At 74.4% G+C, this 13,076-nt stretch carries 10 protein-coding genes, 3 tRNA genes and 1 pseudogene; 7 read left to right on the top strand and 7 right to left on the bottom strand.

The features are described 5' to 3' along the window. Positions 1-31: 31 nt before the first annotated feature. Entirely contained in the window at positions 32-1,342 is a 1,311-nt protein-coding gene (locus QFZ62_RS06535) for an endo-1,4-beta-xylanase (protein WP_307503240.1), read from the bottom strand. A 252-nt stretch (positions 1,343-1,594) separates the two neighbouring features. Between QFZ62_RS06535 and QFZ62_RS06530 the strand changes: the two genes are divergently transcribed. Continuing rightward, complete coding sequence (locus tag QFZ62_RS06530) at positions 1,595-2,641, top strand: NAD-dependent epimerase/dehydratase family protein (RefSeq protein ID WP_307503238.1); 1,047 nt, start codon at positions 1,595-1,597, stop codon at positions 2,639-2,641. 82 nt (positions 2,642-2,723) lie between these two features. Here QFZ62_RS06530 and QFZ62_RS06525 read toward each other — a convergent pair whose 3' ends face one another. Next, positions 2,724-3,539, bottom strand: coding sequence for a TspO/MBR family protein (locus QFZ62_RS06525; RefSeq protein ID WP_307503236.1), 816 nt, complete (start codon positions 3,537-3,539; stop codon positions 2,724-2,726). 81 nt (positions 3,540-3,620) lie between these two features. Here QFZ62_RS06525 and QFZ62_RS06520 point away from each other — a divergent pair, with 81 nt between their 5' ends. Both QFZ62_RS06520 and QFZ62_RS06515 read left to right on the top strand, forming a co-directional pair. Beyond that, on the top strand, positions 3,621-4,100 hold the full coding sequence (locus tag QFZ62_RS06520; RefSeq protein WP_307503235.1) for a MarR family winged helix-turn-helix transcriptional regulator: 480 nt from the start codon (positions 3,621-3,623) through the stop codon (positions 4,098-4,100). Then, positions 4,097-4,837 carry a YqjF family protein gene (locus QFZ62_RS06515; RefSeq protein WP_307503233.1) on the top strand — a complete coding sequence of 247 codons (741 nt, stop codon included), beginning with the start codon at positions 4,097-4,099 and terminating at the stop codon, positions 4,835-4,837. The genes QFZ62_RS06520 and QFZ62_RS06515 overlap by 4 nt, the downstream gene beginning before the upstream one ends. Positions 4,838-4,900: 63 nt before the next feature. Here the strand turns inward: QFZ62_RS06515 and QFZ62_RS06510 are convergent, their stop codons facing one another. Beyond that, positions 4,901-6,736 carry a glycoside hydrolase family 15 protein gene (locus tag QFZ62_RS06510; protein ID WP_307503231.1) on the bottom strand — a complete coding sequence of 612 codons (1,836 nt, stop codon included), beginning with the start codon at positions 6,734-6,736 and terminating at the stop codon, positions 4,901-4,903. A gap of 399 nt (positions 6,737-7,135) precedes the next feature. Here QFZ62_RS06510 and QFZ62_RS06505 point away from each other — a divergent pair, with 399 nt between their 5' ends. Beyond that, positions 7,136-8,296 carry an acyltransferase family protein gene (locus tag QFZ62_RS06505; protein ID WP_307503229.1) on the top strand — a complete coding sequence of 387 codons (1,161 nt, stop codon included), beginning with the start codon at positions 7,136-7,138 and terminating at the stop codon, positions 8,294-8,296. A 45-nt stretch (positions 8,297-8,341) separates the two neighbouring features. Further along, the gene (locus QFZ62_RS06500; protein ID WP_307503227.1) at positions 8,342-8,875 is read left to right on the top strand and encodes an O-acetyl-ADP-ribose deacetylase; all 534 of its coding nucleotides are present in this window, start codon (positions 8,342-8,344) and stop codon (positions 8,873-8,875) included. A 93-nt stretch (positions 8,876-8,968) separates the two neighbouring features. On the opposite strand, the gene QFZ62_RS06495 is transcribed toward QFZ62_RS06500, so the two are convergent. The 3 genes from QFZ62_RS06495 to QFZ62_RS06485 form a co-directional block, all read right to left on the bottom strand. Further along, positions 8,969-9,044: transfer RNA gene (locus QFZ62_RS06495), tRNA-Phe, on the bottom strand. 69 nt (positions 9,045-9,113) lie between these two features. Beyond that, positions 9,114-9,190, bottom strand: a tRNA-Asp gene (locus QFZ62_RS06490). A gap of 19 nt (positions 9,191-9,209) precedes the next feature. After that, positions 9,210-9,285: transfer RNA gene (locus tag QFZ62_RS06485), tRNA-Glu, on the bottom strand. A 427-nt stretch (positions 9,286-9,712) separates the two neighbouring features. On the opposite strand from QFZ62_RS06485, the gene QFZ62_RS06480 reads away from it, so the two are divergent. Both QFZ62_RS06480 and QFZ62_RS06475 read left to right on the top strand, forming a co-directional pair. Beyond that, positions 9,713-11,008, top strand: a complete 1,296-nt coding sequence (locus QFZ62_RS06480) for a M23 family metallopeptidase (RefSeq protein ID WP_307503223.1) — start codon at positions 9,713-9,715, stop codon at positions 11,006-11,008. 13 nt (positions 11,009-11,021) lie between these two features. Further along, positions 11,022-12,437, top strand: a complete 1,416-nt coding sequence (locus QFZ62_RS06475; protein ID WP_307503221.1) for a C40 family peptidase — start codon at positions 11,022-11,024, stop codon at positions 12,435-12,437. Positions 12,438-12,521: 84 nt separating this feature from the next. Here the strand turns inward: QFZ62_RS06475 and QFZ62_RS06470 are convergent. Next, positions 12,522-13,050 (bottom strand): annotated as a pseudogene (locus QFZ62_RS06470) (inorganic diphosphatase). Between the last annotated feature and the right edge of the window lie 26 nt (positions 13,051-13,076).

Below are 13,076 nucleotides of genomic sequence, written 5' to 3'. Positions count from 1 at the left end.
CGCGGACGACCCCCGGGCCCCGCTCCGATCCCTACGCCAGCGTCACGTCCGCCTCCGCGGCGCCGGCCGCGACCGCCGTCTCGGCTGCGCGCCCGGCGTGCGCCACCCGCACGTCGCCCGCGAAGGCGGTGACGCGGGCGCGGCCGTCCGCGTCGGTCCGCACGGTCGTCGGCGCGAGCCACCACTCCTCGCGGATCAGCCGGCGGAGCGCGTCGTACGACGGCTTCGGCGTGCCGTCCGCGCGCACCAGGCCGCCGGGCGCGCCCAGCCACATGCCGTCGTCGGTGAGGCCCCAGTAGGTGATCGCCTGCACGGCCGGGTGCCCGACGAGCGACCGGTAGTGCCGCTCCACCTCGTCGGCCTGCCGCTCCTCGCCGGCGGGCGTGGACGGCCACTCCGCCACCTGGAAGTCGTTGAGGTCGGTGATCTCGGGCGGCATCAGGTCGCCCGAGAGCAGCGTCGTCTCGGTCATGTGGAGGGGCAGCCCGAACCGCGCGAACCGGTCGACGATCGCGAGCACCTGCTCCTCGCCGCGGTAGCCCTGGTGCATGTGGGTCTGGAGCCCGATCGCGTCCACCTCGATGCCCGCGCCCAGCACCTCCTCGATGAGCTCCTCGTAGGCGGGGGAGAGGTCGAAGTCGTTGAGCACGAGCGTGGCCGACGGGTTCGCGGCCCGCGCCTCCTCGAACGCCATGCGCACCATCGCGAGGCGCCCGCGGGCCGCCGCGAGGCGGGTGATCCCGTTGTCCTCCCGGTCGAACACGGGCATGATCACGGCCTCGTTGATGGCGTCCCACGTGTCGATGAGCCCCGCGAAGTCGCCGACGTCGCGCCGGATCCGCTCCCGCTGCACGCGCTCCACCTCCTCGACCGGCAGGTCGAGCAGCCACTTCGCCGTGACCGTGTGCCAGACGAGCGGGTGCCCCTTCACGGCGATCCCGCGCTCGCGCAGCCAGCGCGCGGTGCTGAGCAGGCGCTCGGTGTCGGGCTCGCCGCGCACGGGCTCGAAGCGGCCCCAGTAGAAGGGGAGGGTCGCCGTGTTGAACACGTCCGTCCACTGCTCGGCCAGCCGCTCCAGGCCCTCGAGCCGCGCGCCGCCGAAGGTCTCGATGCCGGCCTCCTCGGGATCCGTCTCGCCGTTCGCGAGCGGGATGAGGTCGAAGCCGATGTTGCCGAACGCGAAGTCCTGGCGGACCTGCTCGACGACCACGTCCGCGTCGGCGAGCGGCCGCCCGTCGGCGTCGCGCACGGTGATCACGGCCTCGGCGCGGCGGGCGTCGGGGATGCGGGAGGCGGACGTGCGGGCGTCGGGGATGCGGGCGTCGGGTGCGGTGGGGGCCATGGCTCCCTCTCGGTCGGGCGCCGGGCGATCCGTCGTGCCCGGAGCCTGGTGCGCGCGGGCGACGCGGACGACGGGCGAGGGCGTCGGTGCGGTCGTCGGGAACCTACGCGGCCCGTCCGAGTAGGGTCAACGCGGCGGCGGATGTCCGAAAGCTTTCCCCGCGCGGGCGGGTGGGGAGGGGCCGCGCGCGGGCGTAGCGTGCACGCAGGGCGTGGATCCGACCGGCGCCCCCGCTTCGATGACGAGGACCCGATGACCCCAGGCGCCGCCGCCCTGTCCGTGCTCTACCTCGGGGGGACGGGCACCATCAGCGCCGCGTGCGTCCGGGCCTCCGTCGCCGCGGGGATGGACGTCACGGTCGTCAACCGCGGCGCCGACGCGAAGGGGCGCGGCGTGCCCGCGGGCGTCACGAGCCTCGTCGCGGACGTCACGGATCCGGACGCGCTCCGCGCCGTGATCGGCGACCGCTCCTTCGACGCGGTCGTCGACTTCCTGTGCTTCGACGCCGCCGACGCCGACCGCCGGGTGGCCGTGTTCGAGGGCCGCACCCGTCAGTTCGTGGCCATCAGCTCGGCGTCGATCTACCGCAAGCCCGCCCTGCAGACGCCGATCACCGAGTCCACGCTCCGCGCGAACCCGTTCCTCGCCTACGCGCGCGACAAGATCGCGATGGAGGACGCCTTCCTCCGCCACCACGCCGCGAGCGGCTTCCCGGTCGTGATCGTCCGCCCGTCGCACACCTACGACGAGGCGAGCCCGCCGCTCGCGGGCGACTGGACCGTCGTCGACCGCATCGCGCGCGGCGAGGAGGTGGTGGTCCCGGGCGACGGCACGTCGCTCTGGACCCTCACGCACGCGGACGACTTCGCGGTCGGCCTCGTCGGGATCCTCGGCGACGAGCGCGCCACGGGCGAGGCGCTGCACATCACGAGCGACGACGTCATGACGTGGGACCGGATCCACCACCTCGTCGCCGACGCCCTCGGCGTCGAGGCGCGGCTCGTGCACGTGCCCGCCGAGCAGTTCCCCGTGGTCGAGCCGGACTGGGGCTGGTCCGAGCTCGTGCTCGGCGACCTGTCGCACAGCGCCGTCTTCGACACCACGCGGATCCGGCGGCTCGTGCCGGCCTTCGAGCCGCGGATCCCGTTCCACCTGGCCGTCCGCGGCATCGTCGCGTGGCGGGCCGCGCATCCCGAGCTCACCCGCCCGGACGCGGACACCGACCGCCGCATCTCCCGGCTGGTCGCCGCGAAGTACGCGGCCGACGACGCCTACCGGGCGGCCGGCGCGGAGCGGTAGCGCGCGTCGTCGGGCGGCCGACAAGTCGGGCGGGCGACAGCTCAGCGGCCGACAGGTCGGGCGGCCGGGCCGCTCCCGCGGATCAGCGCCCGACGGCCGCGCGCGGCGCGACCCGCCCGGTCCACCCGACGCGGATCCGCACGACGAGGGTGACGACCACCACGAGCCCGCCCGCGACGAGCGCGGCGACGGCGGCCGGGGTCGACAGCAGCTCGCCCGTGAGGCGCCCGACGGCGATCCAGACGAGGCCCCAGGCGATCGCGGCGGTCGGCGCGAGCCGTCCGCCGTCGCGCACGGCCAGCAGCGCGCCGATCGCGCCGACCACGAGCAGGACGACGACGGCGGTCGCGTCGCGTCCCGCCTCGCCCGGGCGGACGCCCGACGACGCGAGGATCGCCGCCGCGTTCGCGACCGTCGCCACGCTCACCCAGCCGAGGTAGAGGCCCAGGGTCCCGTCGAGCACGACGCTCTCCACGAGGCCCCGCGGCCGCGTCGCGAGGAGCGCGAGGTACGTCCCCACGAGCGTCGCGAGCAGCGCCGCGATGACGACGCCGCTCAGCACGAGGAGGCCGGCCTGCGCCGTCAGGATCCACGCGGCGTTGAGCACGAGGGTCACCGCGACGGGGTAGCCGACGCGGCGCTGCCGGGCGTCGGCGCGCTGGGCGGGGAGCGCCTGCCAGACCGTGTACGCGAGGAGCCCCAGGTAGACGACGCTCCAGATCGAGAAGGCGGGACCGGCGGGCGCGACGGGCGTGTAGCTCGCGCTGAGGGCGCCGCTCGAGGCGGTCGGGATGCTCGCGCCGCCGAACGCGCCCGACCCGAAGGCGGAGCCCACGACGGCGAATGCCATGCCGGCGATGACGACGATCTGCCGGACGATGTCCTTCACGGTGCCCATGCGGCCTGCTCCTCTACGATGGCAAATGTCAGCAGGCGGATGGTAAGCCTGCTGACGATCACCGTACCAGGAGAGGTGCCCGTGGAAGAGGACGAGCTCGCCAGCTGGCCCACCGGACGGCTGCTGTCGACGGCGGCGCGCGCGGTCGAGCACGCGTGGGCGGAGGCGCTCGCGACCCTCGGGGTCACGCACGCGGGGCTCATCGCGCTGCATCTCCTGCGCGACGGTCCGCTCAGCCAGATCCAGCTCGCCCGCTCCGCGCACGTCGAGACGCAGACGATGTCCCGCACGCTGGAGCGGCTGGAGCGGGAGGGCCTCGTCTCGCGCGCCCCGGATCCGCACGACCGCCGCCGCCACGTCGTCGCCCGCACCGAGGCCGGCGCCGACGCGTGGGTGCGCGCGCAGGCCCTCGAGCAGGACGTCCTCCCCGAGCTCACGCGCTCCGAGGAGATGCGCCGCGGCCTCATCGACGTGATCCGCGCGGCCGGCCGGCCCGCGCCCGCCGCGACCCCGGCGCCCGCCCCGGCCCCCACCGCCCCTTCAGGGAAGCCCACCCGATGACCCGCCCCGCCGATCCCGTCTCGCCCGCCGCGCCCGACCTCCCGGGACGCGCGGTCATCCGCCAGGTCTGGAGCGACCTCGCCTTCGTGCACTGGCGCGTGGATCCCGCCCGCATCGCCCCGCTCCTCCCGCCGGGCACGCGACCGGACGTGCACGACGGCTCCAGCTGGGTCGGCCTCATCCCGTTCGTCCTGTCGCGCAGCGCCTTCCCGCCCCTCCCCGCCGTGCCGTGGGCCGGCACCTTCGCCGAGCTCAACGTCCGCCTCTACAGCGTCGGCGACGACGGCCGCCGCGGCGTGGTCTTCCGCTCGCTCGAGGCGGCGAAGCTCCTGCCCGTCCTCGGCGCGCGCGTGGGCCTCGGCCTGCCGTACATGTGGGCGTCGATGACGCACGGGGAGCGCGACGGCGTGGTCACCTACACGTCGCGCCGCCGCACGGGATCCCGCCCCTCGTCGCGCATCGCCGTCCGGCCGCTCGGGGCGGAGGTGGAGGGGGATCCGCTCGCCGACTTCCTCACCGCGCGCTGGGGCATGCACGTGGCCCGCGGCGGCGTCACGCGCTACTGGCCGAACACGCACGACGCGTGGACCCTCGAGCGCGCGGAGCTCGTCGGCCTCGAGGACGAGCTGGTCGCGGCCGCCGGCCTCCCCGGCATCGTGGACCGCGCGCCCGACTCGGTGCTCTTCTCGCGCGGCGTCCGCACGGAGTTCGCCGGGCCGGTCCGCCCGCGCGGCTGAACACGGGCAGCTCCACCCGTGCGGCTGATCCCGCGCCCCGGACGGGTGCCGCCCGCCTACCGCCTACCGCTTCCCGCGCGGCGTCCGCGTCGAGCGCGACTCCCCGCCCGACAGCTCGTCGATCGTCAGCGCCGCGCTCACGAGCGCGAGGTGGCTGAGCCCCTGCGGCAGGTTGCCGAGGAACGCCTCGTCGTCCGCGTCGATCATCTCCGAGTAGAGCCCCACGTCGTTGCCGAGCGCGACGAGCTGGTCCATGAGCTCGCGCGCCTCGTCCATGCGGCCGACGCATGCGAGCGCGCCCGCCATCCAGAAGCCGCACGCGGTGAAGGTCCCCTCCTCCTCCGGCATGCCGGAGTAGCGGTAGAGGAGCGGGCCGCGGCCGAGCTCGGAGCGGAGCGCATCGAGCGTCGAGGACATGCGCTCGCCGCGGTCGAAGCCCGAGATCGAGTGCAGCAGGATGCTCGCGTCGAGCCGCTGGCTGCCCGGGTGCATCACGTAGGCGCCGCGGCCCTCGTCCCAGCACTCCTCCTCGACCCAGGCGCGGATCCGCTCGCGCTCGGCCCGCCACCGGTCGGGCACGCCGGGGATCTGGCCGACCTCCGCGAGCTCGACCGCGCAGTCGAGCGCCTGCCAGCAGCCGAGCGCGCTGGTCGTGTAGTGCTGCTCGTCCTCGAGCTCCCACATGCCCGCGTCGCGACGCTGCCACATGTCGCATGCGCGGTCGGCGAAGGTCGCGAGGAGGCGGCCGGTGTCGGCGTCGAGCACGTTGCCGTCGCGGACGTACGTGCGCACCACGTCGAACAGGTCGCCGAAGACGCCCAGCTGCAGCTGCGCCTGCGCGTCGTTCCCGTCGACGACGGGGCCGACGCCGCGCCACCCCGGCACCTCGGGCGTCGTGCTGCCCTCGGGCACGCCGCCCTGCAGGGAGTAGAAGACGTGGAGGTCGGGGCCGTTGTCGCGGATGGTGCGGAGCATCCACGACACGGCCGCGTGCGTCTCCTCGCGGAGGCCGAAGCGCACGAGCGCGTTCACCGTGTAGGCGAGGTCGCGCACCCAGGCGAAGCGGTAGTCCCAGTTCTTCCCGCCGCCCATGCGCTCGGGGAGCGAGGTCGTGGCCGCTGCGGCGATGGATCCGGTGGGCGCGTGGACGAGGAGCTTGAGCGCCAGGGCGCTGCGCTGCACGGCGTCGGCCCACTCGCCCTCGTAGCGGAACTCCGCGCTCCAGTTCTCCCAGTTGCGGATGGTGCGGTCGATGCCCTGGTCCACGATCTCGGGGTTGGGGATCCGCACGGGCTCGCGCTCGGTGCCCACCAGCGTGATCACGTGCCGCGACCCCTCGCTCGTCGTGAACGCGCCCGCGAGCGACTGCGTGCCCGGCTCGGCGGGGCCGTGCTCGAGCCCGACGACGGCGAGGGTCACGCCGTCGACGCGGATCACCGGCCCGTTGTGCGTGGCTTGCACCCAGGGCGACGAGGTGCCGAGCGCCGTGCCGGGGGCGACCTCCCAGCTCATCGCGACCTCGCCCGCGAGCCCCTCGATCCGGCGCCCGAGCTCGCACCACGGCAGCCGCCCGGCCACGCCCGTGACGAGCGCGTCGGTGACGCGGACGCTCCCGGACGCGGTCGTGAACGTCGTCGTCAGCACGTTGGTGCCGGGCACGTACGCGCGCGCGACCTCGAAGTCCTCGTCGGGCCGCAGCGTGATCCGCCCGCCGTGCGGCGCGTCGATCAGCGCGGCGAAGGCGGGCGGCGTGTGCAGGTCGGGGATCGGCAGCCAGTCGATCGCGCCGTCCTCGGCGATGAGCGCGACGGTGCGCCCGTCCCCGATGGCGGCGTAGCTGCGGAGGGCGATGTAGCCGTCGACGCGCTCGGGTGCGGGGCGGGAGGGGGGCGTGGCCATGGGACTCCTGTCGGCGCCGGCAGGAGGATCACCGACCCCTCCAGTATCGCCGCGCCGCCTCCGCGTGCCCTCCGCGGCCTGCTCCGAGGCGGCCTGCGACCGCGAGCTTCCCGTCCCTCGAAGGCGCCGACAATCCGTTCTCCCCCGGGCTCCGAATAGGGCTGATGTGCCCGGAGCGAACCCGAAGCGTTCCGGACGCGGCCCGCGGGACAGCGTCGTCCCCGCGGGATCCCGGCCCACCGCCATCGCCGTCGCCATGCTCGTCCCCGGGAGCGCGACGCGCCCGTGCCCCGGTCGGGGGATGCCGCGTCGAGGCGCGCGGCGATAGGCTCGCCGCACCCGAACCCGCGCCGCCCGCAGGGGTTACCCGTCCCTGTCCCGGCGCCCCAGAGACGAGCCATGGCACTCCATTCCCTGCGTCCGCGCGCCCGTGCGCGCGCGAACGCCTCCGTCCGCCCCGCCGACGCGGTCGCATCGGCCCCCGCCCGTCCCCGGTTCGAGTGGATCGACGCCGGCAAGGGCGCCTGCATGGTGCTCGTCGTCCTGCTCCACCTGTCCCTCATGTACGAGAACGAGGTGAACGAGGGGCCCGCCGCCCTGTGGTGGGACGTCAGCGCCGCCTTCGCGCCCCTGCGCATGCCCCTGTTCTTCTTCATCTCCGGATTCCTCGCGACCCGCGCCGTCGCGCGGCCCCTCGGTCAGACCCGCGGGCGGACGCTCGGGATCTACTCCGTCTACGCGCTCTGGACCCTCCTCTTCCTCGCGCGCCTCCTCGTCCCCCAGGCGCGGGGCGGCGGCGCGGCCCCGACGCCCGGGGACCTGCTCCTCAGCGTCGTGCTGCCCACCTCCTACTGGTACCTCTGGGCCCTGCCCGTGTTCTTCCTGCTCGCCTGGGCATGCACGCGCCTGCTCGGCGAGCGCCGGGCGTGGGCGCTGGTGCCCTTCGCGATGCTGGCGATCGCGGCCCCGCTCCTCAAGCCGCTCACGGCAGGCGTCCTCACCGAGCCGATGGACGCGGTCAAGCTCGGATCCATCGCGGCGAACCTGGTCTGGTTCTACGCCGGCGTCGTCGGGCGCGACGCCTGGCTGTCGCTCATGCGGCGTGCGACGCCGCTGACGGCGGTCCTCGCGGTCGTCGCGTACGCCAGCGTGTACGCGGCGCTGCGCGCCACGGGGGACGGCGTGGTCCTGACCTTCCTGATCGCGGCGGTCGCGCTGGCCGCCAGCAACCAGGTCCTCGCGGTCGCGGGCATGGGGAATACCCTGGCTCGGGCGCTGCGCTGGGTCGGACGACAGACGCTGCCCGTCTACGTCTTCCACATCTTCCTCGTGTCCGCGCTCAGCGCCGCCCTGAAGCTGACGGGACTCGTCCCCGTCCTGCAGCAGCACACGCAGGCATGGGGAGCGGTCCTGCCGATCGTCCTGCTGGTGCCCGTCGTGGTGGCCAGCCGCATCATCGGGGCCGCCGTCCTCGGCTCACCGCTGCGCTGGATGCTCGAGGGTCCGCGCTGGCTGACCGCCAGTCGCCCGTCAGCGCCGGTGGCGGCCGCTCGCGGCTGACGCATCGCGGCCGCACGCCGCCGGCGCACGGGGCAGGCTGGACCCATGACCCGACTCGAGGCCGTGCGCGGCGACATCACCCGCCAGGACGTGGACGCGATCGTGAATGCGGCGAACTCGTCGCTCCTCGGCGGCGGGGGAGTGGACGGCGCGATCCACCGCGCGGCCGGCCCCGAGCTCCTCGCCGCCTGCCGCCGCATCCGGGCCGACGAGCTCCCCGACGGCCTGCCCGCGGGCGACGCCGTCGCGACGCCCGGGTTCCGCCTCCCCGCGCGGCACGTGATCCACACGGTCGGCCCCGTCTGGTCGTCCTCCGACGACCGCACCCCGGTGCTCTGGAGCGCGTACCGCCGCTCGATCGAGGTCGCGGCCGGCCTCGGGATCCGCAGCGTCGCCTTCCCCGCGGTCTCGGCGGGGGTCTACGGCTGGCCGGTCGACGACGCGGCGCGCGTGGCGGTCGGCGCGGTGCGCGAGGCGCTCGCCGACGGCGCGGGCGACGGGATCGAGCTGGTGCGCTTCGTCCTGTTCTCGGACCAGGTGCTCGCGGCCTTCACGGCGGCGCTCGCGTCCGACGCCTGAGGTCCCGGGTCGGCGCATCCGGCGGGGAGGCGCCCGCGGAACGGGCCCGGGAAGCAGGACGCCGGCCCTGCCGTCGAGGACGGGGATCGGCGGTGGTGCCTGGACGCGGCGTCGATCCGCGGACCTTTCGATTTTCAGTCGAACGCTCTACCAACTGAGCTACCCAGGCGAGCGGGCGACTTCGAGAAGACGCCCACATCGGACAGAAGCCCTCTCGTGTGAGAGGGCTTCCCATCCGTGGCGACCCTGACGGGACTTGAACCCGCGACCTCCGCCGTGACAGGGCGGCACGCTAACCAGCTGCGCTACAGGGCCTTGCGTGTCGATGGCTGCGTGGTGACCCCAACGGGATTCGAACCCGTGTTAGCGCCGTGAAAGGGCGCCGTCCTAGGCCGCTAAACGATGGGGCCGCTAGCCCTGATCTCCCAGGCCTCGCAGCAACCGACACGTCAGCATAACCGCACTCCGGGCGAGGACTCAAATCGGCCGGATGCGCGAGGTGCCGTCGCCCGCCAGCATGCGGATCCGACGGCGTGTCGCGGTCTCCCCGCGCACCCCGTAGACGCCTCCGCGACGGCGCGCCCCCGGCCTCCGCGCCGGTTCCGCGACACGGTCCGCGCGCTGCCCGGGCGGCCCCCGTCCGCGGGGTTAGCCTTCGCTCGACCCTCCCGGGTGAGGGGATCCCCGTCGGATCCCCGTGTCCGCGCGCTGTGCGCCGCGGATCCCCGTTGTTACTGTGGGAGCCGGTGCGGGTGTGGCGGATGTGATCCGCGGCATGCATCGGACCCGCGGGGAGGCGCAGCCGGCCAGCCGGGCGACACGATGATCGGGAACACCATGGACCACGACCTCCACCGGAGCGCGCGCGACGCAGGCGCCGCGCGACCGCGCCCGCGCGTCCGCCGCAGCCTCCAGGCCGTCATCGCGATCGCGGCCGTCCTCCTCACCGGATCCATCGCCGCCCCCGCGCACGCCGAGACCTTCGCCTCGTGGGACGACGTGCAGAGGGCCCGCGGCGACGAGCGGGCGCAGCAGGCGCTCGTGCAGGGCATCACCGACGAGATCGCGTCCCTCGAGCAGCGCGTGACCGAGGCCCGCGACCTCGTGACGAAGCGCGGCGAGGAGCACGACGCCGCGCAGCAGGCGGCCGACGACAAGTACGAGGACACCGTCCAGCTGCAGCAGAAGGTCGACGCGGCCGACGCGAAGGCCACGCGCTCGCAGGAGCAGGCGGCTGGTCTCGCGAAGCAGCTCATGCGCTCCGGGGGCCAGAACCTCTCCGGCACCCTCCTCCTCAGCGAGGGCGACGGCACCGACGACCTCCTCGACAAGCTCGGCACCATGAGCAAGGTCGCGGAGAAGTCCGACCAGATCTACGCCATCGCCCTGCAGGACCGCAACGCCGCGAAGTCCCTCAGCGACCAGGCGCAGGTGGCGCTCGCCGAGCTCGACGTGCTGAAGGCGAAGGCCGAGCAGCTCCTCGCCGACGCCGCGCAGGCGCAGGCCGACCTGGAGCAGGCGCTCGAGGACCAGACCGTGCAGAAGGCCGAGGCCGACGCGAAGCTCGCCGTCATGGCCGAGGACCGCGAGGCCACCGAGGACGACTACCAGGCGGGCGTCCGCAAGCGCCAGGCCGACGCCGACGCGCTGGCCGCCAGCCAGGGTCGCGCGGGCGGCGACGTCTCGCCCGGCGCCATCAGCGCGTCCGGCTGGACCGCGCCGCTCCCCGGCGCGTACACGAGCGGCTACTACGGGCCCCGCTTCCACCCCATCCAGCACCGCATGATCTTCCACGCCGGCGAGGACCTGGTCCGCGGCGCCACCTGCGGCACGACCCAGTACGCCGTGCACTCCGGCACCGTCGTGTTCGCGGGTTGGAACGGCGGCTACGGCAACTACATCCGCATCGACCACGGCGCCGGCGTCTCGTCCGCCTACGGGCACATCGCCAACGGCGGCACGCTGGTGCGCAACGGGCAGCAGGTCGTCGCCGGCCAGCCCATCGCGATCACCGGCACCACCGGCGGCTCGACCGGCTGCCACTCCCACTTCGAGATCCGCCTGAACGGGAACCCCACCGACCCGGTGGGATTCATGCACGGCCAGGGCGTCTCCATCACCAGCACGCACTGACATGAGGAGACACATGAGCCACCTCCGCCCGACCACGGTCGTCATCTCCACGATCGCCGTGGGCGTCATCGCGGTCTCCAGCGGCGTCGCCGCGCAGACCGCCTTTGCCGCCACCGACTACCCCTCGTGGGCCGACGTCCAGGCGGCGAAGGCGAACGAGGCCGACACGCAGGCCGCCGTCGACCGGGTGACCGAGCTGGCCACGGGCCTGCAGGTCGCGGCGGACGAGACCGGCAAGGAGGCGCTCATCGCCGGCGAGCGGTACGCGCAGGCGCAGGCCGCCCGCGACGCGCAGGCCGACAAGCTGGCGCGCCTCCAGCAGAAGGCCGACGATGCGCAGGCCGCGGCCCTCACGAGCCGCATGCGCGCCGGGCTCCTCGCCAGCCACCTCGCGCGCGCCGGAGGCCAGGACATCACCGCGAGCCTCTTCGCATCCGACGGCGAGGACGCCGAGGAGCTGCTGCGGTCGCTCGGCACCATGTCGAAGCTCTCCGAGAGCACCCAGACCGTGTACCAGCAGGCGCTGTCCGACCGGAACTCGGCGGCCTCCCTCAGCGACCAGGCGCAGGTCGCGAAGGACGAGCTCGCGCGGCTCGCCGACGAGGCGCAGGAGTCGCTGGCGGCAGCGAACAGCGCCGCCGCGAAGGCCGAGGCCGCCGTCGCCGAGCAGACGCGCAACAGCGACCAGCTCATCGCGCAGCTCGCGCTCCTCAAGGACTCCACCTCGGAGATCGAGGCGCAGTACATCCAGAGCATCACGCAGCCGCCCATCCCGGCGGCGGCGCCCGCGGTCGGCGGCGGCTCGGGGTCCGGCTCGTCCGGCGGCGGCGGTTCGTCGTCCGGCGGCGGCGGGTCCTCCGCCGGCGGCGGGTCCTCGTCCGGCGGCGGATCCAGTGCCCCGGCCCCGGCCCAGCCCGCGCCGTCGCAGCCCGCGCCGCCGCAGCCGTCGCGCCCCGCGCCGGCCCCGGCCCCCGCCCCGCCCGCGCCGCCGCAGCCGTCGCGGCCGGCTCCGGCCCCCGCTCCCGCACCCGACCCGGCCCCCGCGCCGTCGGGCGACCGGGCGCAGCGGGCCATCGCGTTCGCGAAGTCCCAGCTGGGCGAGCCCTACGTCCTGGGCGGGGCCGGCCCGGACCGGTGGGACTGCTCCGGCCTCGTGATGATGTCGTACCGAGCCGCGGGCATCGACGTCGGCAGCCACTCGGTGAGCAGCCAGTACAACACCATGAAGGCGCAGGGCCGCCTCGTCCCGTTCTCGCAGCGCCAGGCGGGCGACATCGTCTTCTGGGCGAGCGGCGGCGGGTTCTACCACGACGCCATCTCGCTCGGCGGGGACAGCATCATCGCGGCGCCGAAGCCCGGCGACGTGGTGAAGATCCAGGGCCTCTGGGGCGGCGGCGACCTCATGCCCTACGTCGGCCGACCCGGCTGATCCCGCGCCCGGCGCACACGACGACGCCCGCCTCACCGCATCTGCTGCGGGGGCGGGCGTCGTCGTGTCAGGGGGTGACGGAAATCAGGCGTCCTCGTCCGGCTCGCCGGCGTGGCCGTCGTGACCGCCCTCGGCCTGGAGCTTCTCGAAGCCGGCCTGCACGATGCGCTCGGCCTCGGCCGCGTCGCCCCAGCCCTCGGTCTTGACCCACTTGCCGGGCTCGAGGTCCTTGTAGCGCTCGAAGAAGTGCTCGATCTCGTTGCGGACCTGCTGCGGCACGTCCTCGATGTCCTGGATGTGGGCCCAGCGCGGGTCCTTCGCGGGGACGGTGATGACCTTGGAGTCGATCCCGGCCTCGTCGCTCATGTTGAACACGCCCACGGGGGCGGACGGCGACGCCGACGCCGGGGAAGACCGGGTACTCGAGGAGCACGAGCGCGTCGACGGGGTCGCCGTCGAGGCCGAGCGTGTTCTCGAAGTAGCCGTAGTCGGTGGGGTAGACGAACGACGTGAAGAGCACGCGGTCGAGGTACACGCGGCCCGTCTCGTGGTCGACCTCGTACTTGTTGCGGGACCCCTTGGGGATTTCGACGACGACGTCGTAGCTGGCCATGCGTGTGCTCCTCGTGGTTCTGCCGT

Origin of the sequence: Clavibacter sp. B3I6, from assembly GCF_030816895.1 — a bacterium.
Lineage (GTDB): Bacteria > Actinomycetota > Actinomycetes > Actinomycetales > Microbacteriaceae > Clavibacter.
This window is presented reverse-complemented; position numbering and strand designations above follow the sequence as displayed.

Excerpts from the sequence above, each read along its gene's own strand:
- QFZ62_RS06530 (WP_307503238.1), top strand. The coding sequence starts at position 1,595 with ATGACCCCAGGCGCCGCCGCCCTGTCCGTGCTCTACCTCGGGGGGACG.
- QFZ62_RS06505 (WP_307503229.1), top strand. The coding sequence starts at position 7,136 with ATGGCACTCCATTCCCTGCGTCCGCGCGCCCGTGCGCGCGCGAACGCC.
- QFZ62_RS06535 (WP_307503240.1), bottom strand. The coding sequence starts at position 1,342 with ATGGCCCCCACCGCACCCGACGCCCGCATCCCCGACGCCCGCACGTCC.
- QFZ62_RS06510 (WP_307503231.1), bottom strand. The coding sequence starts at position 6,736 with ATGGCCACGCCCCCCTCCCGCCCCGCACCCGAGCGCGTCGACGGCTAC.
- QFZ62_RS06515 (WP_307503233.1), top strand. The coding sequence starts at position 4,097 with ATGACCCGCCCCGCCGATCCCGTCTCGCCCGCCGCGCCCGACCTCCCG.
- QFZ62_RS06525 (WP_307503236.1), bottom strand. The coding sequence starts at position 3,539 with ATGGGCACCGTGAAGGACATCGTCCGGCAGATCGTCGTCATCGCCGGC.
- QFZ62_RS06500 (WP_307503227.1), top strand. The coding sequence starts at position 8,342 with ATGACCCGACTCGAGGCCGTGCGCGGCGACATCACCCGCCAGGACGTG.
- QFZ62_RS06475 (WP_307503221.1), top strand. The coding sequence starts at position 11,022 with ATGAGCCACCTCCGCCCGACCACGGTCGTCATCTCCACGATCGCCGTG.
- QFZ62_RS06480 (WP_307503223.1), top strand. The coding sequence starts at position 9,713 with ATGGACCACGACCTCCACCGGAGCGCGCGCGACGCAGGCGCCGCGCGA.